Here is a 22,833-nt window from a genome sequence, read left to right on the forward strand (position 1 = left end):
CTCAATTCTTCAAATGGGAGAATTAGAACTTGACCTTTAGGCTCGTCGACAGCGCGGCGACCATATCGTTGCCAAAGGAATAGGAGACATCATCTCCAAACGTGACGCCGTTCTGGGTCACGACGCCGGACGAACCGCTCGTCAACACGCCCACGGCACCGGCGAAGCGCCATTCGATATGTTCGGTCGGCGTGAAGGCTGCACCGAGTCCCAGCGTCCAGCTATCGGTCTGCGCGCCATAACCCTGGCTGGTGCCGCGGTCCCAGGTGAGGCTGACCGCACCTGCCCACTGTTCGTTAAACTTGTGGCCGACACCACCGGTGATGGTCCAACCGTCCTGATAAAGAAGGTCGAGCGAGGTCAGTTCCGTCGCGCCGCCGGAGGTACAGGCGACTAAGCCCTTGGTCGACTTCGGGCAGAAAGGCACGGACTGCAGGACACTCCAATTCGTCCACTTGACCGACCCGAAGGCCAGCCAATCCGGAGCGATACCGCTTTGCAACTTAAGCTCAAGCGAATCCGGCGCTTCGGCAGAGCCGAAGACATCCGTGACCCTTCCATAAGGAGCGCCATTCAGCGGTGCGAATGGTGCGGTCACCTGCGTCAGATCCACCGTACCGGTCAGATTGTCGTATTTTACGCGGCTGTTATAGACGAGGCTCGCTCGCATTGCATATTCCGGAATCTCGTAGGCGAGACCGGCGCGCCAGCCCCAGCCACTATCTTCGAGATCGAGGCGGCCGACGCCGTTGCCGGTACCGACCAGAAGCGGAACGGTTGAAACCAGACGTTCCTTGAAGCCTTCGACTTCCTGATAGAAAGCGCCGCCGATGAAGCGAAGCTGCCCAGGACCGACATCAAAACGATAGGAGCAGGTGCCGCCATAGTTGCGGGTTTTGATCTCTGTCTCAATGTTATTGTTGGCGCCGGCCCAGTTCAGACCGGGGTCGGTATGCCCGCCGAAGGGCTCTGAATAGTCGACCAGACAGTCAATTGCATCGCCAAAACCAGCCTTAAAGCCAATATAGGGGATGGTGTAATTTGAGGTATCGTCAGCGGTATTTGGACGGCTGTTCAGATTGCCACCGCCTGGAGATGTCGACGTATCCGTGTCACGGACATCCTTCAGCTTGCGCTGCGGCGTGACGTAGGTAACGCCCGACTGAAATGAGAAAGGCGACGTATCGAACAGCTGATCGATGTTATAGCCGCCACGCTCCAGGCCGCCGGCGAAGGACGGCGATGCAAGCGACGAAAAGAGAACGAGCGACGTTACGCCCTTGGAAAACCTACGCGATGCCATTGTGTCTCCCCCACTCCAGCAATTGATGTCACGCCACTCTAGTAAGTGTTTGCTCGACATGGCAACGCGCCCCACGGTAGCGCTCCCAGCCATTGCAGCGGCTAACTTACGTAAAGAAATTGACGGACACGTCAAAAAACCTGGTTAATAGAATTTTATTCCAGAGTTGTCGGGTTTCGGATGGGCTTTTGGGTTTTCATTCCAAACATTGCGGAAGCTGTATCAATCCGACAACAGTCGCGGTTTTCGCCAACTGGCTGCCCGCACAGCCACAATCCACAGGTTCAGCGCCTGAAACCGCCGCTTTCAGGACCGAATCGCTTGCGCCCAGAACGATAAAAAGACGCGCCGGCAGAGGGCGCGTCTTTGAAATAACTTACCAAATGGGTCGGTGAAACTTATCCGGCTTCGCTCACCCTGGAAAGAGCGATCCTCAGGCTTGCAATCTGACCCTTCAGCTCCTCGAGACGGTCGCGCTCGGCCTCGACCACTTCGGGATTGGCGTTGGCGACGAACTTCTCGTTGGAGAGCTTGCCGTCGATGCGGGAGATCTCGCCCTCCATCTTGGCAATCGCTTTTTCCAAACGAGCCTTTTCGGCCGAAAGGTCGATGAGATTGCCGAGCGGCAGGCAGATGGTGGCCTCGGCGATGACGATCTGAGCGGCACCCTTGGGGGCATCGTCAGCCAGCGAGATCGCCTCAACGCGCGCAAGGCGCTTGATGGCGGCGTCGTGGCGGAACAGCCGTTCACGCGTCAGGTTGTTGGCCTTTACGACGACGAGCGGAGCTGTCGCCGATGGCGGCACATTCATTTCAGCGCGCACCGAGCGGATGCCGGAAACCAGGTCGATCAGCCAGTTGATCTCGTCGGCGGCCCCATCATCGGCGTAGGACGGCGCCGGCCAATCGGCGTGGCAGACCAATGTGTCGCGCTCTTTGCCTTCGCCTGCCGTATGGGCCCAAAGCTCTTCGGTCATGAAGGGCATGAAGGGATGCAGCAGCTTGTAGATCTCTTCGAGAATATAAGCGCTGCAGGCCTGGGCTTCGGCCTTGGCGCCCTCGTCCTCACCATTGAAGACTGGCTTCAACAGTTCGAGATACCAGTCGCAGACCTCGTTCCAGACGAAGCGGTAGAGCGCGCCGGCAGCATCGTTGAAGCGGAAGGCTTCGAGGGCTTCCGTAACGTCACGTTCCGTACGGGCAAGTTCCGTCAGGATCCAACGGTTGATAGTGAGCTCGGCGGCCTCCGGCACGAAATGCGGATCGCTCTTCGCGCCGTTCATCTCGGCGAAGCGTGTGGCGTTCCAGAGCTTGGTGCCGAAATTGCGGTAGCCGGCGATGCGGGCAGGATCGAGCTTCACGTCGCGGCCCTGCGCCGCCATGATCGCCAGGGTGAACCGCAGCGCGTCGGCGCCGTATTCGTCGATCAGTTCCAAGGGATCGATGACGTTGCCCTTTGACTTCGACATCTTCTGCCCATTCTTGTCGCGCACCAGCGCGTGGACATAGACGGTCTGGAAGGGCTCGACCGGTACGCCGTCCTCGTCCTTCATGAAGTGCAGGCCCATCATCATCATGCGGGCAACCCAGAAGAAGATGATATCGAAGCCGGTGACCAGAACGTTGGTCGGGTAATAACGCGCCAGTTCCGGTGTCTGCTCCGGCCAGCCGAGCGTCGAGAAGGGCCAAAGTGCTGAGGAGAACCAGGTGTCGAGCACGTCCTCGTCACGCGTCAGGATCTCGCCCGGCTTGAAGTTTTCAAGCAGGTCCTCGACATAGGCCTTCATCGGCCCCTCGTGCGAAAGGTAATGCTGGATCGCCGCCTGCAGCGCCTCTTCCTCGGTCTTTTCGACGAAGACCTGGCCGTCCGGGCCGTACCAGGCGGGGATCTGGTGACCCCACCAGAGCTGACGGGAGATACACCAGGGCTGGATGTTTTCCATCCATTCGTAATAGGTCTTGTCCCAGCTCTTCGGCACCATCCTGGTGCGACCTTCGCGGACCGAGGCGATCGCCGGTTCGGCGAGCGTCTTCGCATCCACATACCACTGTTCGGTCAGCCGCGGTTCGATCGGCACGCCGCCGCGGTCGCCGTGCGGGACCATGTGCTTGTGCGGCTCGATCTTGTCGACGAGGCCCGCCTCTTCGAAAATCTCGACGATGACCTTGCGCGCATAGAAGCGGTCCTGGCCTTCCAGGCGGTCCCAGGCGCCGTGCAGCGCCGCCGGATTGTCGAGACCTTCAAGAAAGTCCTCATTGTCCTTGATGGTGATCGTGCCGTCGCCGTTCATAATATTGATGACGCGAAGACCTGCGCGCTTGCCGACGTCGAAGTCGTTGAAATCGTGCGCGGGCGTTATCTTCACCGCGCCGGTGCCGGCAGCCGGATCGGCATAATCGTCAGCAACGATCGGAATTCTGCGGCCGACGATCGGCAGAATGACATGCTTGCCGACAATGCCCTGATAGCGTTCGTCCTTCGGATTGACGGCAACACCGGTATCGCCCAGCATGGTCTCCGGTCGTGTCGTTGCGACGACCACATAATCGCGCGTCTCGAATTCGGTCGGCTTGCCTTCCTCATCGAATGCGATCGGGTATTGGTAGGTTACGCCCTTTTCCAGCGGATAGCGCAGGTGCCAGAGATTGCCCTTGACCTCGTGCTGCTCGACTTCGATATCGGAAATCGCCGTCAGCAACTTCGGATCCCAATTGACCAGACGCTTGTCCTTGTAGATCAGCCCTTCCTTGTAGAGCGTGACGAAAACCTCGAGCACGGCCTTTGAGAGGCCTTCGTCCATGGTGAAACGTTCACGCGACCAGTCGCATGACGCCCCCAGGCGCTTCAGCTGGTTGAAGATCAGGCCGCCTGATTCAGCCTTCCATTCCCAGACCTTGTCGATAAAGGCTTCGCGGCCCATGTCGCGGCGGCCCGGCAGCTGCTGTTCCATCAGCTTGCGCTCGACGACCATCTGCGTAGCTATGCCGGCGTGGTCCATGCCCGGCTGCCAGAGCACGTCCTTGCCGCGCATGCGCTCGAAGCGGACCAGGATGTCCTGCAGCGTATTGTTCAGCGCGTGGCCCATGTGCAGCGAACCCGTGACATTCGGCGGCGGGATCACGATGGTGAAGGTCTCGGCTCCGGGCCTGGCGTTCGCGCCGGCGCGGAAAGCGTCCGCCTCATCCCATATCGCGGCGATTTTCGGTTCGACGGCAGCGGAATCATAGGTCTTGTCGAGCATTTTCTGACCAATTTCGAGGTTCGAGGGTGGCGTTTGTAAATAGGATGGTCACGGCCAAGTCAATAAAAAAGCCGCCCCGGAGACCGGAGCGGCTTTTCAGGAAAAAGCAATCCGATCAGCGGCGCGGGCCGCGCGCCACGCGCTCGATTTCCTCGCGCACCAACCGCTCGACCAGTGTCGGCAGATTATCATCAAGCCATTCGCGCAGCATCGGGCGAAGCATGTCCTCTGCGATCTCGTCGAGCGAGCGGCGCTCGGCACCGTCGATCGCGGCTGCGAGCTCCTCGAAGGAGCGGCTGATCTGCAGGCCGGCATCCTCCGAAAGCAGCGTCGGCTGGACCTCGTCCATAACGCTCGGCAAGAAACGCTCGGTCGAGGACTGAGCGGGTTCAAAAGCCGGCGGCGCCGTTTCGATAGGCGCCGGCTCGGCGACCACCTCGGCCGTTTCCATAAGGACCGGCTCGGCCGGCTGCTGGATTGCAACATGCTGAACGGGTGTTGCGGCTGGGAAAACGGGCTGTGCCTGATGTGCTTGCGGCTGCGGCTGCGGTGCCGCGGCGCGCGGCGGCTCCGGCATCACGGCCGGCTGCGGTTCGGGCTGACGGAAGCCGCTCGGAATTTCACGCAGTGCCTGACCGGCCTGCACGGCGCTGCGCTCGGAGGCGGCGCGCACGCGGGCGGCAACATCGGCAAGCGACAGAGCGCGGGCCGGAACTTCTGCTTCGGGAGCTGTGCCGGCCGAATTGGCGGCGACGAAGCGAGGATCGGAGGAGCGCATGACCGGTTCGGGGAATTCCACGCCGGCATAGGTATCGTCGACCGTCAGATGAATTTCGGAGCCGTTGTCATCCTCGTCGGCGCCGTAGATCGGCGGCAGGGATGCGGAAATCGCCTTGCCGGCGCCTGGCTCATTGCTTTCGATGATCTGGCGGATGGAGGCCAGAATTTCTTCCATGGACGGTTCACGCGCTACGCTTGGCTGAGCCATTTCTATCCCCGTTATCCCAAAACAACGACCGGATGGTGTGGAGCATTCACCCGAATCACCACGACCTTAGAATACCCCAAGCGGGAAAAAAATCATCGCGAATCAAATGAATGCGGCCATGCACAGTTTTGTTACCCGATGTTTGCGACGTGGCGGCGTCAGGATAATTCATATTTGTGAAGGCTCTCCTGCGGCCCTCAAAAAAAACGGGCGCCGATGGCGCCCGTCGCTGAATTTCGTCGACGAGAACGATCTCAGAAAACGAATTCGCGCGCCTTGGCGAAACCCGGCAGCGGCTTGACCGAAGCATTGAAGAAGACATTTTCCGAAACAGCGCCGCGCTCGGCGACAAAGACCTTGGCGCGGGCGGCATTGCCGTAACCTTCGACAGTGATCAGACGACCACCATCGCGCAATTGACCAAGAAGGGACGCCGGAACCTCTTCGACTGCGCCGTTGATGAAGATCAGATCATAGGGAGCGCCGGCAGCGTAGCCCTGTTCGAGCGGGCCGGTCACGACCTCAACCTTGGCGTAGCCGGCAAGCTGCGCCTTCGCCTCAGCGGCCAGCGCCTCGTCGCATTCGAGCGCAATGACGGAACCGGCAATGATCGACAGCAGCGCCGAGGTGTAACCCGTACCGCAGCCGACCTCGAGCACGAAGTCGTCTTTGGTGATCGCGGCCAACTGGAGCAGCTTGGCGAGGGGCGACGCTTCCATCAGGAAGCGGGCCGGCTTTCCCGGTGCGGCTGCGGAGATCTCGACGTCGTTGTCGATGTAAGCCAGCAGCTTCACCTTCTCCGGCACGAAAGCCTCACGCGGCACCGTGAGAAACGCCGTCAGCACGGAATGCGAGGTAACGTCCGTCGTGCGAACCTGGGTATCGACCATCTTTACGCGCGCTGCTTCGAAATCCATCATGTCCTCTCGCTCTTGAAAAGCGGTTCCTGTCCCTCGTCTCTTAATCCCCGCCACGGATGCTTTCAAGGCTTGGCAAGCGCCGGCGAAAAGAATCCAGCAGGCGCCTCTTCCGCGCCACAGGGCAGGATGGACGCTGCAACTCCAGCGTGGAATCTTCTGCCCCTTCATGTTATGATCTGCAGTGGAGGAAATAGGAGGAGCAGGCCATGTCTGCGATTTTCGAGTATTTCACGCTGTTCGATTTCTTCATCGTCGCAGCGCTCGTCGGCATATTCTGCTGCGGGCTGCTGGACGGCGAAACGACTTGGAAGCGATAAAGCGCCGAAACGCGCTCGGTGCATGGCGTTTGCGGCAATCATGCCGGCGCTGGCTGACATGCGTTGGTTTCTTTTGAAATCCAGTCCTCGACAACCATACGCGCATTAACGTTACGTCAACCATTGTTGCGGAGCCTCACCTTCCGCTATGGGTGTGCGCATGCAAACCTTCTTGATCCGATCGCGCGACATAGAAGCGCTTCATTACAACCCCGATGCCCGACTGCTGCTGATCAATACATCAGCGGCGACATTCGCAGCTTCACCCGCATTTCACCGCAAGGCATGCGGCGGCTGCTCGGCGCCGGTCCCGGCATCGACAACGGGCATGATTGAGCGATCCGCAATATCAGGCGAAATCCGCAAAGGCGGCCTGAAGGCGCTCTACCGCCTCACGGAATCAATCCGTTACAGTTCGATTTTTCGCCCAGCCTGCGGGTCTGGTAGCATCGCAAACGCCAATGCCGCACCGCTGAGCCAGCAGCTTTTCACATAGATTGCGTCATGTGGAAGATGTTGGAGGCCTCGCCCGGAATTGAACCGGGGTACAAGGATTTGCAGTCCTCTGCGTCACCACTCCGCCACGAGGCCTCACGCGCTCGTTATCTGAGCCGTGGCGAGCGTTTAGAATGATCGTAAGGAAATCGCAAGAGGGCATTTCGGAAAAACGCTATTCCGCAGCTGCCGAAACGACCATTTTTCCATCCCGAAACTGGGCGGGCGCGGGCTGGAATTTCCAGGGCCGTGACGATGATCCATTTCCTGCCAATGATGGCATTCGAAACAAATTCTTGACTTGACTTCGATCACCGTCCGGGACTCAATTGCTCTCGGGAGGGTATAGGAGCTTGCGATGGATTGGGCTGCCCTCAAATCGAAGCGCGTGCGTGCAGCATACGACGCCGAAACCCGGGATCTCCATGTAAAATTCCCCGGTTCTCCGCCGGTGAAACATGCGGATATTCCGCCGCACGTCCACCAGAACCTGCTGGAAACGGATGATCCATACTTCTATTACCAGTACTACATAGCGCCGTCTCGCGTATCACCGGGCCATCCACAACCGGTCTCCATGGCGTCTTACGCAGCGAAGCTCATCCTCCTCCTTGCCGCCTGCAGCCTGTTGATGGCGACCAGCCTCGATCCGGATCATGGCGGGGTTTTCGAGGAAAGCGAACTCAGAGCCAATTAAACTTGAATTCGCACAAGCGGCACGCCCAACTCCATCACAGGGCCTGCGGCAATGCGACTGGCTCTCGGATCGAAATTGTCGCTTCTGTTCTGAGAACGATAACGGCGATCGTTCCGGTCGCGGTCATTGTCCCTATTGCGCTCGTTGCGGCCATTGAAATTGCGATAGTTACGAGGTTCGCTATAACCGCCTTGGCCATGATCGACCACGCAGCCTTCGGGCCGGCGGCAGATGCCACGGGCGTCGAAACCGCCGCTGTCGACACCCTGGGCCTCGGCGGGCGCGCCGGAGAGGATGCTCGCCGCTGACAGGACAACCACAAAAAATAGCTTCATTTCCTCACCTGAGCCATTGTGGGGCAGTTGCAGTTCATAAACCACGAATGCAAAAAGCGCTCCACTGTTCCACGGGCCCCTTCACTGGGGCGACCATCAACCAGCCGGTTTTCGCCGCCTGTGCCACCAGACCGCCAGCCGGCGCCGAAGCCGGCGCGCGAACGGCAGATCGTGCGAGAGCACGAGGAAGCCGAGCGGCAGCATCCAGAAGCCGAGGATGGGCAGGAAACCCAACAAGCCGCAGAAAATGAGGGCCATGCCGAGCCCCATCCGTGCGATGCGCGAGCGCGGCATGCCGATGCTGAAAGAGCCGAGCACAAGCCTGCCGCTTGCATGATCGATGCCAAAGCGCACTGCCCGTGCCTTGCGCTTCCCGCCGCCTCTCGTCTCCTCACGATCATTCACATTTGTCATTCCCCAGAGATGGGCGCAGGCATCCCAAATACAAGTTCATTTCATTTTTTTGAAAAAACCGCTTGGCAAATCGGGAAAGCATTTGTATTAGCCCACTCACACCGCGCCAAGCAGTGATCCCTGGTAGCTCAGCGGTAGAGCATTCGACTGTTAATCGACAGGTCGCCGGTTCGAATCCGGCCCGGGGAGCCATTTTTCAAGTCAAGCGCCCGTTTCGTTGATAATTCCGAAAGCAGGCGCTTACTTCCCACTTTCCATCTTCGCTTTTGAATGCTCCCAAAGGTTTTTCGCGTTGAGCATCGCGGACAACGCGCTTTTTACGACCGGTAGGCAAGCGCTGGCCAAAAAACTGCCGGCGGTGTACAGCAAACGTCATGGCGCTAGATCCCGAAAAGGCATTTTTAGATTACAGTGCGGCGGACTGCAGTGTGCAGTTCTGGACCGCCAACGCGCCGGCTGTGCCATTCACCTCTTTGGAAGCCGCCGTCAGGTTCGCAAAAGACCATGGCGGCAGGTGGGAAGAGATTGAGATAACAGTCCATCTGCCGCGCGAGGACATCGCATTCGCCACCGGAAAAGTGCATCAACTCATTGACGCTCTGCCGGGTGACCTCCGGAAAAAACGGTAATGAGGGTGGGTTGACAGTCAATAGAACCGGCCGGCGCGCCTGGGAACGACACTCCTCCCGGCGCGGTCGGTTGGAGATATGGACAAGGTGAGCCAGAGCTACCGTCGATTGCAATCGTAACACATCTATCGCCACAGCACCCAGCTAGGGTCACGGCTATGGCTCTCAGTATGGCGATAGGAATCGGAATAGGCGGCGCAGTCGGCCCGATGCTGTTCGATGACACCGCGATCGGCATCACGTTCGATGTCACGATCGGCGCTGCCGTCGGGGCTGTCATCAAACGGAAATGACCGCTTATGGAGCGCTCGCCCGACGCTCCTCACGATCCCGCTTCTTGTACGGGCAAAGAGACGGCCAGCTTTAATAGCTGCACGAGCGGCCATCGCCGGGTCGGAAGCCATCGGCGCAGGCCGGGTTCATTGAATCTCCCGGTTGATATCCCGATGCCGAGCCATATGAATTCGGCGGCGTCGAGCATGCCGAGGTCATGGCGGCTGCAAGACTGATTGCTCCGGCTGCTACAAATGCCCGAAATCTGTTCATCAATGCTTCTCCAGTTTACGCTGGGAGTGATGAGAGCCTCTGCTCTCTCCTCCCTGATCACCCTTCAACCTCAAGATATAGGCGCGCTCCCCGCTGGCGTTAGCTCCGAGCGCGCAGGATTTTCGTCGATCTTTATAAACTCCGCATGAAGATCGTCGATGACCACGCCGGCGGGAACAAAGATCGTGGAGCAAAGTTGAGTGGCATCAACCACGTAACGTCAGTTTCTGACAGGAGGTCTTTCATGGGTCGCGGTATTCTGCTTTGGCTGCTTGGTGTTCCACTGCCGATCATCATCCTTCTCGCTCTCTTTATGCGATAGGAAGAGATGATGTCGGTTTCAATGACAGGTTCCGGAGAGATTGCTACTCCGGTCGAATCCTCCAAATCCGCCATGACATGGGGGCCCATCTTCGGAGGCGCCGCTGCTGCCATCGGAGTGACCCTCATTCTTTTGCTGCTTGGATCCGGGGTTGGGTTGACGATGGTGTCGCCCTGGTCGGGGCAAAGCAGTTCGCTCGGCACGGTCGGAGTGACGGCAGCGATCTGGCTGGTTGTCGTGCAATGGCTCTCCTCCGGGCTCGGCGGCTATATCACCGGCCGGCTGCGCGCGAAGTGGGCGGCCGTCCACACTGATGAGGTGTTCTTCCGCGACACCGCGCATGGCTTCATCAGCTGGGCGCTGGCGACGATCTTCGTCGCCGGATTTCTCGCCTCGTCGCTGACCTCGCTTGCCGGTGCTGGCGCACAAGCCGTGGGTTCGGCGGCCACCGCCGCAGGTACGGCGGCGTCATCGGCGGCATCGACCGCGGATCTGCCTACCGCCTATTTTACCGACGCTTTGCTGCGTCCTGAACGGGCCCGTACAGGGGCAACATCCGATGATGCTACTGCAACGGCCGAGATCTCCCGCATCCTCCTCAACGGTGCCGCCGCCGGCCAGATCCCGGATGACGACAAGGCTTATCTTGCCACCATCGTCTCTGCTCGCACCGGTCTTTCCGAGGCCGATGCCCGCACCCGCGTTGATACGGTGCTAAAGCGCATAGAAGACGCCAAGGTCGCCGCCCAGAAAGCCACCGATGAGGCACGCAAGGCGGCCTCGACGACGGCCTTGCTTGGCTCGTTGTCACTTCTGATCGGGGCCTTCATCGCTGCTGCGGCCGCAGCTTTTGGCGGATCGCAACGCGACGAAGAGGAAGATCTCATCGTTACCTCTAGAACCTGAGGACGGATGAAACGGGGACGCGGTGTCGAAAGGCCCGCGTCCCATTTTTATATGGGGTCCCGGCCGCGTATCGTATCGGCCGCCGTGAAGCGGCTTCTTCCTCAGCGGTGGTTTATTTCGCATCGAGCGGAACATGTGGCCGTTGTGGAGCTTCGGTTAGGTCAAACCCTTTCCGGAGAATATAGATGGCCAAGAACACATCCAAAACCTCGCCCTCCGACAATGCAACGATCCATGATCAGAAGCTGCACCGCGGAGCAGGTGGTGAGCTTCATCAGTTCGCCGAAGACGGGATGCCGGTGCTGACTACAGCGCAAGGCGGCCCCGTTTCCGACGATCAGAATACGCTTCGCATCGGCGCGCGCGGCCCCGCCCTCATCGATGACTTCCATTTCCGCGAGAAAATCTTTCATTTCGATCACGAGCGCATCCCGGAGCGGGTCGTGCATGCGCGCGGTTACGGCGCCCATGGCTACTTCGAAACATATGAATCGATGGCCGCCTATACCCGGGCCGATCTTTTCCAGCGGCCCGGCGAAAAGACGCCGGCCTTCGTGCGGTTCTCGACAGTTGCCGGCAGCAAGGGTTCCTTCGATCTGGCGCGCGACGTGCGTGGTTTCGCAGTGAAGATCTACACCCAGCAGGGCAATTGGGACCTGGTCGGCAATAACATCCCGGTTTTCTTCATTCAGGACGCGATCAAGTTTCCCGACGTCATCCATTCCGTCAAGCCGGAGCCCGACAGGCAATTTCCGCAGGCCCAGTCGGCGCATGACAATTTCTGGGACTTCATCACCCTGACGCCCGAAAGCATGCACATGATCATGTGGGTGATGTCGGACCGCGCCATTCCGCGATCGTTCCGTTTCATGGAGGGTTTCGGCGTTCATACCTTCCGCTTCGTCAACGCAGCGGATGAATCGACCTTCGTCAAATTTCACTGGAAGCCGAAACTCGGCCTGCAATCGGTCGCCTGGAACGAGGCGGTCAAGATCAATGGTGCCGATCCGGATTTCCATCGCCGCGATCTCTGGCAGGCGATCCAGTCGGGAAACTTTCCGGAATGGGAACTTTGCGTGCAGCTTTTCGACCAGGACTTCGCCGACACGTTCGACTTCGACATCCTCGATCCGACGAAGATCATTCCAGAGGAGATCCTTCCGGTCAAACCGATCGGCCGTCTCGTGCTCGACCGAATGCCCGAAAACTTTTTCGCAGAGACAGAGCAGGTCGCCTTCATGACGCAGAACGTGCCCCCCGGCATCGACTTCAGCAACGACCCGCTGCTGCAGGGACGGAACTTCTCCTATCTCGACACGCAGCTGAAACGTCTGGGCGGCCCGAATTTCACGCATCTGCCGATCAACGCACCGAAGTGTCCCTTCCACAATTTCCAGCAGGATGGCCATATGGCGATGCGTAATCCCGTCGGGCGCGTCAATTACCAGCCGAACTCCTGGAATCAAGGGCCACGGGAATCGCCGGTTCAGGGCTATCGCCACTTCCCGGCCGAAGAACAGGGGCCGAAGGTCCGGCTGCGGCCGGAGAGCTTTGCCGATCATTACAGCCAGGCTCGACAATTCTTCATCAGCCAGACTCCGCCGGAGCAACGCCATATCGCCGCGGCGCTGATCTTCGAACTGAGCAAAGTCGAAACGCCGGTCATTCGCGAGCGGATGGTCTCGCATCTGATGAACATCGATGAGACGCTGGCCAGCAAGGTTGGCCACGCCCTAGGCTTTAAATCGATGCCGAAGCCTGCCGATGCCGCTATGCCGACGCGGCAAGATCTCGAGCCGTCGCCGGCGCTCAGCATCATAGAGCGCGGTCCGAAACGGTTCGAAGGACGCAAACTCGGCATTCTTGTCAGCGACGGCACCGATGCCGCGATCTTCAAGGCGCTGCTTGCCGAGATCACCGAGCAGAAGGCAGCGTTTGAAGTGATCGCGCCAAAGATCGGCGGTGTGACGCTCTCGGACGGCAATTGGATCGAGGCGCATCAGATGATCGACGGTGGGCCTTCGGTGCTTTACGACGCCGTCGCCCTCCTCCCTTCGGCCGAGGGAACCGGCGATCTGCTGAAGGAGGCAACGGCCCGCGATTTCGTGGCGGATGCCTTCGTGCACTGCAAGTTCATCGGCTATGTGGAAACAGCGCTGCCGCTGATGCAGAAGGCCGGAATTGCCGATTCCCTGGATGAGGGCGTGATTGCGCTCGGAGCGGCGAAAGATGTCAGCGCCTTCGTCAAGGCGCTTGGCAAACTGCGGGTCTGGGGTCGGGAGCCATCGGTCAAATTGAATTGACCGCCTCGTCGTCATCTCCGCACGAAAATGGCTAGTCGTCAGAATAAGACCCGCGGAAGCGCGGGTTTTATGTCGTTTGCGGCGCCCTATTTATTAAACCCAGGTGATGGAAGCCGCTCCATCCTCGTTTTTACGCGCTGTGGAGAGCCGTATGCGCTGGCGCTTTCGACAGATCTCTGAGTTGGCCGTCTTATGGGCAGGCCATCGTGTGGTCCCTGTCACGCTGATCGCGTTCGCAGCCATTTGGGCGGCAGTGGGTCTTAGCTTTTCCTTCCCACGGCAGTGGTTTCTGCTGACCAATATGGTCGGGACACTTATTATATTTTTTATTTTGCTGCTGGTGCAGCACTCCCAAAATCGGGACATGCTGGCACTTCATACCAAGCTCGATGAATTGATCCGATCAAGCAAGGCAGGAAACCACTGGATTGCGGCTGAGAAGAAAGACGCCGACGCAATCGAGGGAATGCGCCAGCAACACCACGGCCAAATCTCGGAGGGTGCGAATTAGGCGGATGCTGCCTCTGCGGCGGATTTCTCATCCGCTTTTTCCTCGACGCACTCAGCCTTTTCGGCAAGGGCTTTGCTCATTTCCCTGAGTTCGCCCTCCTCCAGCTTTTCGATACCAACAAATTTGTTGGCTGCCTGGCTCGTCAGGATGAGTTCGTCAAGCTTGGCTTGCAGAGCCTTTCCGTCTCGGTTCTGGCTGTTCTGCAACACAAACACCATCAGAAAGGTGATGATGGTCGTAGTGGTATTGATCACGAGCTGCCAAGTTTCAGAATAGCCGAAAAACGGGCCGGAAACCGCCCAGACAAGCACGAGCGCCAAGGCCGCCACGAAGGTGAACGGCTTTCCGGAGAGGTCGGCGACGGCGGTTGCAAAGGAAGAGAAGAAGTTGGATTTGTTCGACATCTAAATGCCTCGTTGGGTCGCAGCGCCAATGCTGTCTATCGACAACGTCAACTCCAGATCCGGGCCGAAGTTCCTCGCGCCAAGGTCACGAGAAGGATCGCGCGGGCGTTCGCGGCGCTAAAAGATATTGTGCAGTGCAGCAACTTTTCGTAGGCTGAGACGTTTGGTTAAGCATCACCGCCATCCCGGCTGCTGATTGGCGGAGACTTTTCATGAGATCTATGTCAGACACCCTTGCACGCCTTGCTGCGCTGCGAGGAACGCTTCGCCCCCAACCCAGGCAGGACAACCCCGATCTCGTCGCATTGGACGCGTTCGGCTCAAACCCGGGCGCCTTGGGGGGCTACGCCTATTTGCCGTCAAAGCGCGGGAAAAACATGGCCCTGGTCGTCGTCCTGCACGGCTGCACCCAGACAGCCGCCGGGTATGATATCGGATCCGGGTGGTCGCGATTGGCCGAGGACTACGGCTTCGCGCTGCTGCTTCCCGAACAACGACGGGCAAACAATCCAAACCTCTGCTTCAATTGGTTTAACCCGGAAGACATAAGCCGGGATCACGGCGAGGTCTTTTCTATTCGCCAGATGATCGCAGAGGTCGTTGCGGAACATGATATCGACGGCAGGCGCGTGTTCGTGACCGGGCTTTCGGCGGGCGGCGCCATGGCCGCCGCCATGCTCGCCACTTATCCCGAGGTTTTTGCGGGCGGCGCGATCATCGCGGGCCTGCCATATGCAAGTGCCGCGACCATTCCCGAGGCGTTCGACCGAATGCGCGGTCACGGCGGCCCGACCGGCAAAGAGCTTGAACTCCGGTTGAGAAACGCTTCAGGGCACAAAGGCCCGTGGCCGACATTATCACTCTGGCAGGGAACGGCAGACAGAACCGTCGTGCCATCCAATGCGAACGCGATCGTGGAGCAATGGAAAAATATCCACGGCGTCGACGCATCGCCGGGGCGCGTCGAAGATATCGGGCGACATCAGCGAAAGGTCTGGACCGATGCTCACGGTGTCGAAGTCATCGAGCTCTATACAATTGCCGGGATGGATCACGGCACGCCCCTCGATATCGGCACCGGCTACGGGGCAAGCGGCCCCTTCATGCTAGACGTCGGAATTTCATCGACCGTCGAAACTGCCAGGTCCTGGGGTCTGGTCCCCTCATTTGAAATGCGGCGCGACGCAAAACCCTCTCCTGCGCAACAGGAAAACGCCGCAGACCCATTCGGCGCAGGCCGCGACCGAGGCGGCATTCAGAAGGTCATTGAAGATGCCCTCCGGTCCGCTGGGCTGATGAAGTAGTCATGTCGCTAATTAAAGTGGAGATTTGTAGACAAGAATAATTACGCGGAATAGGAATGGCGCTCATCGTCATACGGGGAGACACCATGGTTCCGCTTTCGCTTTTTATCACAACTGCTTTGCGCCGCCGCATGGCGGCTGCACTTGCCGCCGTGCTGTTTGCGTCGGCAGCTTTTGCCGAAGAGATCGTCTTCAAGGATCAGGGGAACCGCGAGGTGCGGCTGGCAAAGGCTGCCGAACGTGTCGTCTCGATCGTCATCCCGATGGCTTCCACCGTCATCGCGCTGGATGGCAGCACCCGGAAGCTCATTGGTATGAACCCGACGGCAAAGAGCGCCGTGGTTGAAGGGATTCTCGGAAAGATCTTCCCCGAGGCGAAGGATATTCCGTCGGACGTGACGGCGCCGAATTTCGTGCCGAATGTCGAGGCGCTCACCGCCTCCAATCCCGATCTCGTCATTCAGTGGGGTGATCGTGGCGCCGACATCGTCGCGCCCATCACCAATGCCGGGCTCACCACGATGCTGATCCTTTACGGCACGGAAGAGCTGACCCGCGATTATATGACCATGGCCGCGAAGGCGATCGGCAAGCCGGAGCGGATCGGCGAACTGGTGGAATGGCGCGATCGCGTCCAGAAGGATATCCAGGCCAAGGCGACAGCGATCCCCGACGACAAGAAGCCGAGCGTTCTCTACCTCGGCCGCGCGCTCTCCGATATCAGCGCCTCCGGCACCAAGGGCAATTACAATGCCTGGTCCATCCAGCTTGCGGGCGGCAGAAACGCCTCGGGCGAACTCAACGGCACGGTCTCGGTGAACAAGGAACAGATCGCAGCGTGGAACCCCGACGTCATCTTCCTCAATGCTTTCGAGGCGAAGCTGAACATCGACTGGGTCTATAATGATCCGATCCTGTCTCTCACCAATGCCGCCAAATCCAAGCGGGTCTACAAGATGCCGCTCGGCGGCTATCGCTGGGATCCGCCGAGCCAGGAATCGCCGTTGTCCTGGATGTGGACGGCCAACCTGCTCCATCCCGAGATCTTCAAATACGACCTGCGCACGGAAATGAAGACGGCCTACAAGACCCTTTACAACTACGACCTGGCAGATAGCGATATCGACAATATCCTTTGGCTGAAGGAACAGGGTGCTGCCGCCGACTACGCGCAGTTCGAGGCAAAGTGACGTCATGGCGACGATAACGCAGGAGGAGACGGCGCCGGCTGCCCGCCGGATTCACCTCGCCAGGCAGACACTGGTCTTCGCCTTGCTGCTGGCGCTGCTGGTGATCGCCTTCACCGTCAGCCTCTGCGTCGGACGGTTCTCCGTACCGGCTGGACGCGCGCTGGAACTGATCTGGCAAGGGATCAGCGACCCGTCGCGGGAGCTTGCCGGGATCGACGAACGCATCGTGCTGCTGGTGCGCGCACCGCGCGTCGTGCTTGCCGCACTTGCCGGTGCCGGGCTTGCCATCTCGGGCGCCGGCCTTCAGGGCGTGTTTCGAAATCCCCTGGTTTCGCCAGACATACTGGGCATTTCCCAGGGTGCCGCCTTCGGCGGCGCGCTGGCGATCATGCTCGGCATCTGGGGATTTCCGCTGATCGCCATGGTGTTCCTCTGCGGCATGGCGGCCGTCATCCTGGTGGGGTTGCTGTCGCGCATCAACGGCCGCTCCGAAACGGTAACGGTGATCCTGTCGGGGCTGGTCATCAGCTCGATGTTCTCGGCGGTCGTCTCGCTGCTGCAATTCATCGCCGATCCCAACACGTCCCTTCCCGCCATTGTCTACTGGTTGATGGGATCCTTTGCGACAGCCACATGGGAACGCACGCTGGTGGCAGCACCCGGCCTCATCCTCGGAAGCTGCTTCCTGTGGATGCTCCGCTTCCGGCTCAACATCCTGTCGCTTGACGAAGCCGAAGCCCGCAGCCTCGGCGCCAATACGATACGCGAGCGATGGCTCGTCTTCTGCCTCATCGCCGTCATCGTCGGCAGCCAGGTCGCGGTTTCGGGCATCATCGGCTGGATCGGCATTGTCATTCCCCACGCCGCCCGTCTGCTGGTCGGCCATGATCACCGCGCGCTGCTGCCGGCAGCCGCCGTGCTTGGCGCAGGATTCATGGTCTGCATCGACACCCTCGCCCGCACCGCGACGGCGGCGGAAATCCCGCTAGGCGTCATCACCGCCCTTGTCGGCGCGCCGATCTTTGCGGTTCTCCTGCGCCATCACTATCGCGAAAGGACCGGATCATGATCGGATTGACGGATGCGGTCGTCAGATTCGGGCCGCGCACCATCCTCGACCGCCTGAATTTCTTTGTTCCCGTCGGGCGTTCGCTCGCCATTCTCGGCCCCAACGGACGTGGTAAGACGACCACACTGAAAGCCATGCTCGGCTTTCAGCGGCTGGACGAAGGCAGCCGGGTGGCGCCCGCCATTGTCGGCTACGTCCCGCAGACTGGAAGCAGCAACCAGCGCTACCGCGCCATCGATGTCGCCGTCATGGGGCGGGCAGCGCATCTCGGCCTGTTCGGGCAACCGGGACCCTCCGATTTCGAGATTGCCCATTCAGCACTTGAGTGGGCGGGAGCAGCCCGTTTTGCCGATCATTTCTTCGACCGGCTTTCCGGCGGCGAACGGCAACTCGTGCTTCTGGCGCGAGCGCTCGCCACCGGGTCGGAAGCGATCGTCCTCGACGAGCCGGCGGCGGCACTCGACCTTCACAACCAGGAGCGGCTATTGAACCTGCTCAAAAGCCTGCGCGGACCGCGCGACAAGGCAATCGCCTTCACGACGCATGATCCGAACCATGCGCTGGCCGCCGCCGACGATGCGCTGCTGATGATGCCGGATGGTCAATCGCTGTTCGGTCCGGTCGCGGAGACGATCACGCCGGAACATCTGGAACGGCTTTACGGTGTCCCGATGCGGGTGGTCGAGCTTGTCGGCCCGACAGGCGACAGGCATCAGGCGGTTCTGCCCGCCTTTGCAGGAATTTGCGCCGCATGAGCATCCTTCTGATCCAGTCGCATTATCAAGACCCTTTCAGCATGAACCCGCCGGCTTTCGCCGAGGCGACCGCGCAGGGCAAACTGATCACCGTACGCGAGATGGAGCTGACCGAGGCGCATTTCGCCGCCGCAAGCGGCCTCATCACCACGACCCATCTCGATCAGATCGGCTTCCTCAGATACGCGCCGGCGGTGGCATCCTTCCTCGACCGAGGCGGCCGGTGGGTCTTCAGCGGCCACATGCTTCGGCCGATTCTGCCGGAGCTCGGCACCTATATACCCATGCCGCAGCCGAAAAGAGCCGACTTCGCGCAGGTCAGGCAATTCGACCATTCTGTTTTTGCGGGCATCGACCAGAGGATGCTGGAAACGAACCGCGGCGTCGCCGGTTTCTACGGCCGCGGACACAATCCAATGCCGCCTGGCGCCGTTGCGATCAATACATTCGGATCGGCTGCCGTTCCCGTCGACTGGATCTGGGCGCGGCCGGCGGGCGGAGAAATACTGTCGCATGCCGGAAACGAGTTCTGGGGCTGCGGAGACGATCCCGACATCAAAAAAAAGCTCGCCGGCCGTGTTATCGCCTGGCTGGCGGGGGAGCTGAACCGATGAGCGTGCTCGCGATCCATCCCGGCGCCTACTACCACATCGAGACGCTGGAAGCGCCGCGTTACCGGCATCATTTCGACAGGCTGGTGCGCCCGGAGGAGCTGCCCTCGGTCGAACTCAGCGAACACCAGGTGCTGTTCATTCCCTGCCGGACGCCGGCGGACCGGATGGCGCCGCATGCAGCACAGCTGCGCGCCCATCTCGACCAGGGCGGCACGATCGTTGCGACCGGCGAGACGGCATGGGAAGCGTTTCTGCCGGCGATCCATTTCACGCCGCAACCGACAAACTGGTGGTGGTGGCTGACCGAGGGCGCCGATCTCGGCGTCAGGATCGCGGCACCCGGCCATTCGCTGTTCGAACATCTCGGGCAGGACGACCTGACCTGGCACCTTCACGGTTGGTTCAACCCACCTGAGGGCGCCGAGGTTCTGGCGGTGAACGAGAAAGGCAAGCCGATCCTCTATGTTGACGAGGTCACGACGGCGGGCCGCATGGTGATCACCAGCCTCGACCCCTGCTTCCACCACGGATCGCATTTCATGCCGGCGACGACGCGTTTCCTGGATGGTTTCCTTCCGTGGATGCGCAAGGAACTGGACAAGGGAAAATCGGAATGAACGAAACGAAGATCGAAGTCCTCGAAGACGGCAAGCCGCTTGCCTACGGCTTCGCCGACATTATGCATTATCACGGCTATGGTTTCCCTGGTGGCGTCGCCCATGCCTTCAAGGTGATGGAGCGCGCCTTTCCGCTGCTCAGCACCGACGGACCGCCGGAGCGCCGCGAAATCTCGATCCGCACGGCCTTTCGCGGCCCGGGCGGGCGTGACGCCTTCGAAATGGTGACACGCGCATTGACGGAAGGACGCTATAGCGTCGATCCCTCGCTCGATCGGCCGGAGCGCGGCGATATCCTCGCCCGCTACGTCTTCGAGTTCAGCTATCGCGGCCGCACCGTCACCCTGCAACTGCGCGACGGCCATGTCCGCGAGGAATTCATCATCCTCGGCCGCAAGCCCGACCGAACACCCCAGGAAGAGGAGCGTCTCGCCTGGCTAAAGCAGGAGATGGCGGATCGCCTGCTGGCGCTGCCGCCGGAGGCGGTTTACGAAGAGGGATAGGACGACCACTCAGATTCGGCAGACCTCCCCGAAGATCGCCACTATCGGTTTTGAGACTTGGGCAGTGGTCCGTTTTGGTGGCTGAAGACCAGTTCGCTCTGGACATCTTGCTGAAACTGCAGCACCCGCTGACCGACTTCGCTCTCCGGCATCCCCGCCGCCAGAAGCTGATCGGCAAGCCTGCGGCATTCGGCCTTCCAGAATTCTATCGCATCTGCGCCATGCCGCCGGCCGAGTTCGCGCGCGCAGCGCTCGACATTGGCAGTTCCGGTTCCAGCGGGAAAGGCAATAATCTTGCCTTCATTGGCGCCGGCGGGCCGGCGGGTCATTTCAGTAGCCATCGAACACAGGTTCCTTTGATCCTGTTCGTTGTCTACGGGACTATGGTTAATGCTTTCTATTTGTTGCAGTAAAAGATCAATCAGGTGGAAATTTAGCGGGCCGCAATGTCACCAGACAATCGGATGGGTTTTGCCGGTGAGCACGTTCACGAACCCCTCCGGCGCCAGCTCCGATGGCGCGACCAGGACCCAGCGCCAGGGCGAACAGGTCAGCGTCGCAAACGAAAGACGCTCGGGAAAGCCCGGCCACCATCGAGGCGAAAAGGTCGGCTCATACATCCAGTCGATCTCGGCGCCGGCGGCATAAAGAGCCTGCATCTCCGCATCGAGCGCTTCGGCCGAACGCGCCGTCATCAGGCCGCCGACCTCGTAGCGGACGCGGGCGAGAATCTTGCCGGCGGAGACCAGCACCCAGCCGCCCTGCTGCTCGTTCAAGGCATTGACTGATATCGCCATCGCCTCGTCGGATGAGCCGACCGTCCAGATATTGTGCTTGTCGTGCCCGAGCGTGGAGGCGAGCGCCGTCTCCGGCGTGCGCGGTCCGGTGCCCAGCCAGAACATCCTGGAGACCTTGGCCTCTCCGGAAAACCGGTCGACAATCGAGAATTTGGTGACATTGCGCGCGGGATCCCGCTGCACGGCGCCATCTTCCACCGGCAATTCCATGGTGATGAAATCATCGTGCCAGTGAAACGGCCGCAAAAGTGCTGCGTTGACCGTGGTCCGGTTCGCCGGCGCCTCGATGCGGAAATCGTCAGCTGTGACCGTCCTGTCTATTTTCACGGTACGCGTCGCCCATTGCGGCCAGTCGATTTCAGGGCGCACGCCAATGAAGGTCGCACCCTCGGACACGGGACGCCCGTCCGCCCATACCTTTTCGATCGACAGGCTGGCGACGTCGCTAAGAAGAACGATATCGCCGAAACGGCCCGGCGCGATCGATCCGACCCAAGGCGTCAGCCGCATATGGCGCGCCGGATTGAGGGTGACGCACTGGATGGCGATCTCCGGCGCAAGGCCGTTTTCGATGGCGAGGCGGACGTTGTGGTCGGTCGCACCGATTTTCAGTGTGTCCGAGGCACTGCGGTCGTCGGTCACCAGAGCGATCTGCGACCAGTCCGTCAGTCCCTTGTCGATCAGCCCGCGGATGACCTCCGGCAGGGAATGTGGCCTGAGTTCGATGAAAAGACCGTGGAGGAGTTTCTGCCAGATTTCATCGAGAAACCAGCCTTCGTGATCGGAGGCGAGACCTGCCGCGGCAAAGGCATTGATCGAGGCCATGTCGCGCAGTCCGGCACCGTGGCCTTCGACCACGCCGCGCTGCTCGAAGGTCGCGCCGATCATGCCCCACAGCCGATCGTAGGAAGGATTGCCGGGATCGGATATGGACGGCCAGTCCATGACCTCGTCGAGCCCGGCGACCATCAGGCTTTCGGAAAGGAAGGCCTTCTGCTCATCGTAGCCGAACCAGCCGCCACCCCATTCATAGGCGGTCGGAGGGACGGCGGAGCCAGGCAGGGGAAAGATTTTCATCGGCGATCCGCGCCGGCGCGCTTCCAGCCAGAATTCCAGATTGCGGGCGCCGTTGACGTTGGAAAATTCGTGGCTCGCCTCGCATGTCCAGGTCACGCCATGCGGCATCACCAAAGCCGCCTCCCATTCCGGCGTCAGATGGGAGCTTTCGATATGTTTGTGTGCCTCGCCGAAGCCCGGCACGGCCGCAAGATCCGGCTCCGAGAACCGCTCGCTCACTTCGCCCGCGTAACTGCCGGCGGGGCCGACATAGGCGATGCGGCGCCCCTTGATGACGATCTCCTGATCGTCGAGCCACGTCCTCGAATGGACATCGAGCAACCTGCCCACGCGCAACAACCTGTCGGCGGGCCGGCGTCCGAGCGCCGTCAGCACGAGATCCTGCCGTGTCAGAACCTCGTCGGACGCGTTTATCAGCAGATCATCAGGAAGAACAGTGCGCGAAGTGGCCATGAATGGAATGCCCGTGAGAAGCTGGAACCGCCGGACCGTAGAGACCATGCTCGGATGTGTAAAGCGCTGATGAACCACACGTTTTGTGAGCGATGACCAGGCGTCATCAACCGAGAGTTAGC

The 22,833-nt window shown here is 60.2% G+C and carries 24 protein-coding genes, 2 tRNA genes and 1 pseudogene; 15 read left to right on the forward strand and 12 right to left on the reverse strand.

Translation table 11 applies throughout. The annotated features are described in order from the left end of the window. Positions 1 to 22 precede the first annotated feature (22 nt). From G9X64_RS06190 to G9X64_RS06205, 4 genes are all read right to left on the reverse strand, one after another. Positions 23 to 1,303 (reverse strand): OmpP1/FadL family transporter, encoded by a 1,281-nt coding sequence (locus tag G9X64_RS06190; protein ID WP_168308662.1) that lies wholly within the window; start codon positions 1,301 to 1,303, stop codon positions 23 to 25. A gap of 398 nt (positions 1,304 to 1,701) precedes the next feature. Then, positions 1,702 to 4,545, reverse strand: coding sequence for a valine--tRNA ligase (locus G9X64_RS06195; RefSeq protein WP_168308661.1), 2,844 nt, complete (start codon positions 4,543 to 4,545; stop codon positions 1,702 to 1,704). Positions 4,546 to 4,660: 115 nt separating this feature from the next. Further along, the gene (locus G9X64_RS06200; protein ID WP_171376195.1) at positions 4,661 to 5,533 is read right to left on the reverse strand and encodes a PopZ family protein; all 873 of its coding nucleotides are present in this window, start codon (positions 5,531 to 5,533) and stop codon (positions 4,661 to 4,663) included. A gap of 254 nt (positions 5,534 to 5,787) precedes the next feature. Further along, the gene (locus G9X64_RS06205) at positions 5,788 to 6,453 is read right to left on the reverse strand and encodes a protein-L-isoaspartate O-methyltransferase family protein (RefSeq protein WP_171376196.1); all 666 of its coding nucleotides are present in this window, start codon (positions 6,451 to 6,453) and stop codon (positions 5,788 to 5,790) included. A 465-nt stretch (positions 6,454 to 6,918) separates the two neighbouring features. Between G9X64_RS06205 and G9X64_RS06210 the strand changes: the two are divergent. Then, a pseudogene (locus G9X64_RS06210) lies at positions 6,919 to 7,217 on the forward strand (hypothetical protein). Positions 7,218 to 7,287: 70 nt separating this feature from the next. Here G9X64_RS06210 and G9X64_RS06215 read toward each other — a convergent pair. Further along, positions 7,288 to 7,361, reverse strand: a tRNA-Cys gene (locus tag G9X64_RS06215). A 262-nt stretch (positions 7,362 to 7,623) separates the two neighbouring features. On the opposite strand from G9X64_RS06215, the gene G9X64_RS06220 reads away from it, so the two are divergent. Beyond that, complete coding sequence (locus G9X64_RS06220; RefSeq protein ID WP_168316602.1) at positions 7,624 to 7,962, forward strand: KTSC domain-containing protein; 339 nt, start codon at positions 7,624 to 7,626, stop codon at positions 7,960 to 7,962. Here G9X64_RS06220 and G9X64_RS06225 read toward each other — a convergent pair. Next, positions 7,959 to 8,297: a hypothetical protein gene (locus tag G9X64_RS06225; RefSeq protein ID WP_168308859.1), complete on the reverse strand. Its 339-nt coding sequence runs from the start codon at positions 8,295 to 8,297 to the stop codon at positions 7,959 to 7,961. The genes G9X64_RS06220 and G9X64_RS06225 overlap by 4 nt on opposite strands. A gap of 96 nt (positions 8,298 to 8,393) precedes the next feature. After that, positions 8,394 to 8,711 (reverse strand): hypothetical protein, encoded by a 318-nt coding sequence (locus tag G9X64_RS06230; protein WP_168308658.1) that lies wholly within the window; start codon positions 8,709 to 8,711, stop codon positions 8,394 to 8,396. Between the two features lie 117 nt (positions 8,712 to 8,828). Here G9X64_RS06230 and G9X64_RS06235 point away from each other — a divergent pair. Then, positions 8,829 to 8,903 (forward strand) — tRNA-Asn (locus tag G9X64_RS06235). A 4-nt stretch (positions 8,904 to 8,907) separates the two neighbouring features. Here the strand turns inward: G9X64_RS06235 and G9X64_RS36175 are convergent. Beyond that, the gene (locus G9X64_RS36175; RefSeq protein WP_210259625.1) at positions 8,908 to 9,087 is read right to left on the reverse strand and encodes a hypothetical protein; all 180 of its coding nucleotides are present in this window, start codon (positions 9,085 to 9,087) and stop codon (positions 8,908 to 8,910) included. Here G9X64_RS36175 and G9X64_RS06240 point away from each other — a divergent pair. Next, positions 9,086 to 9,340 carry a hypothetical protein gene (locus tag G9X64_RS06240; RefSeq protein WP_168310208.1) on the forward strand — a complete coding sequence of 85 codons (255 nt, stop codon included), beginning with the start codon at positions 9,086 to 9,088 and terminating at the stop codon, positions 9,338 to 9,340. The two genes, G9X64_RS36175 and G9X64_RS06240, sit on opposite strands and share 2 nt — an antisense overlap. Before the next feature lie 170 nt (positions 9,341 to 9,510). Next, on the forward strand, positions 9,511 to 9,633 hold the full coding sequence (locus tag G9X64_RS36975) for a hypothetical protein (RefSeq protein ID WP_281360121.1): 123 nt from the start codon (positions 9,511 to 9,513) through the stop codon (positions 9,631 to 9,633). Positions 9,634 to 9,703: 70 nt separating this feature from the next. On the opposite strand, the gene G9X64_RS36410 is transcribed toward G9X64_RS36975, so the two are convergent. After that, the gene (locus G9X64_RS36410; protein WP_168310207.1) at positions 9,704 to 9,886 is read right to left on the reverse strand and encodes a hypothetical protein; all 183 of its coding nucleotides are present in this window, start codon (positions 9,884 to 9,886) and stop codon (positions 9,704 to 9,706) included. Between the two features lie 331 nt (positions 9,887 to 10,217). On the opposite strand from G9X64_RS36410, the gene G9X64_RS06245 reads away from it, so the two are divergent. The 3 genes from G9X64_RS06245 to G9X64_RS06255 all read left to right on the forward strand — a co-directional run bounded on the left by G9X64_RS06245 (position 10,218) and on the right by G9X64_RS06255 (position 13,928). After that, positions 10,218 to 11,114: a hypothetical protein gene (locus G9X64_RS06245; RefSeq protein ID WP_168310219.1), complete on the forward strand. Its 897-nt coding sequence runs from the start codon at positions 10,218 to 10,220 to the stop codon at positions 11,112 to 11,114. A gap of 185 nt (positions 11,115 to 11,299) precedes the next feature. Then, on the forward strand, positions 11,300 to 13,417 hold the full coding sequence (gene katE, locus G9X64_RS06250; RefSeq protein ID WP_168316599.1) for a catalase: 2,118 nt from the start codon (positions 11,300 to 11,302) through the stop codon (positions 13,415 to 13,417). 151 nt (positions 13,418 to 13,568) lie between these two features. Then, positions 13,569 to 13,928: a low affinity iron permease family protein gene (locus G9X64_RS06255; RefSeq protein ID WP_171376197.1), complete on the forward strand. Its 360-nt coding sequence runs from the start codon at positions 13,569 to 13,571 to the stop codon at positions 13,926 to 13,928. Here G9X64_RS06255 and G9X64_RS06260 read toward each other — a convergent pair. Beyond that, positions 13,925 to 14,332, reverse strand: coding sequence for a low affinity iron permease family protein (locus G9X64_RS06260; RefSeq protein WP_168310204.1), 408 nt, complete (start codon positions 14,330 to 14,332; stop codon positions 13,925 to 13,927). The genes G9X64_RS06255 and G9X64_RS06260 overlap by 4 nt on opposite strands. A 212-nt stretch (positions 14,333 to 14,544) precedes the next feature. Between G9X64_RS06260 and G9X64_RS06265 the strand changes: the two genes are divergently transcribed. The 7 genes from G9X64_RS06265 to G9X64_RS06295 are packed head-to-tail and all read left to right on the forward strand — an operon-like array spanning position 14,545 to position 20,384. Then, positions 14,545 to 15,636, forward strand: a complete 1,092-nt coding sequence (locus G9X64_RS06265; RefSeq protein WP_168310203.1) for an extracellular catalytic domain type 1 short-chain-length polyhydroxyalkanoate depolymerase — start codon at positions 14,545 to 14,547, stop codon at positions 15,634 to 15,636. Positions 15,637 to 15,692: 56 nt separating this feature from the next. Then, positions 15,693 to 16,826, forward strand: a complete 1,134-nt coding sequence (locus G9X64_RS06270; RefSeq protein ID WP_171376198.1) for an ABC transporter substrate-binding protein — start codon at positions 15,693 to 15,695, stop codon at positions 16,824 to 16,826. A gap of 4 nt (positions 16,827 to 16,830) precedes the next feature. Then, complete coding sequence (locus tag G9X64_RS06275) at positions 16,831 to 17,895, forward strand: FecCD family ABC transporter permease (protein ID WP_168310201.1); 1,065 nt, start codon at positions 16,831 to 16,833, stop codon at positions 17,893 to 17,895. Next, on the forward strand, positions 17,892 to 18,650 hold the full coding sequence (locus G9X64_RS06280) for an ABC transporter ATP-binding protein (protein WP_168310200.1): 759 nt from the start codon (positions 17,892 to 17,894) through the stop codon (positions 18,648 to 18,650). Before G9X64_RS06275 ends, G9X64_RS06280 begins: the two co-directional genes overlap by 4 nt. After that, complete coding sequence (locus tag G9X64_RS06285; RefSeq protein ID WP_168310199.1) at positions 18,647 to 19,264, forward strand: hypothetical protein; 618 nt, start codon at positions 18,647 to 18,649, stop codon at positions 19,262 to 19,264. The genes G9X64_RS06280 and G9X64_RS06285 overlap by 4 nt, the downstream gene beginning before the upstream one ends. Further along, positions 19,261 to 19,881 carry a hypothetical protein gene (locus G9X64_RS06290; protein WP_168310198.1) on the forward strand — a complete coding sequence of 207 codons (621 nt, stop codon included), beginning with the start codon at positions 19,261 to 19,263 and terminating at the stop codon, positions 19,879 to 19,881. Before G9X64_RS06285 ends, G9X64_RS06290 begins: the two co-directional genes overlap by 4 nt. Further along, on the forward strand, positions 19,878 to 20,384 hold the full coding sequence (locus tag G9X64_RS06295; protein ID WP_168310197.1) for a hypothetical protein: 507 nt from the start codon (positions 19,878 to 19,880) through the stop codon (positions 20,382 to 20,384). Before G9X64_RS06290 ends, G9X64_RS06295 begins: the two co-directional genes overlap by 4 nt. 41 nt (positions 20,385 to 20,425) lie before the next feature. Here G9X64_RS06295 and G9X64_RS06300 read toward each other — a convergent pair whose 3' ends face one another. Beyond that, entirely contained in the window at positions 20,426 to 20,725 is a 300-nt protein-coding gene (locus G9X64_RS06300) for a DUF6074 family protein (RefSeq protein WP_020049661.1), read from the reverse strand. 108 nt (positions 20,726 to 20,833) lie between these two features. Further along, a complete protein-coding gene (locus G9X64_RS06305) occupies positions 20,834 to 22,759 on the reverse strand; it encodes an adenine deaminase (protein WP_168310196.1) in 1,926 nt (641 codons plus the stop codon). Between the last annotated feature and the right edge of the window lie 74 nt (positions 22,760 to 22,833).

It is taken from the genome of Rhizobium sophorae (assembly GCF_013087515.1).
GTDB lineage: Bacteria > Pseudomonadota > Alphaproteobacteria > Rhizobiales > Rhizobiaceae > Rhizobium > Rhizobium sophorae.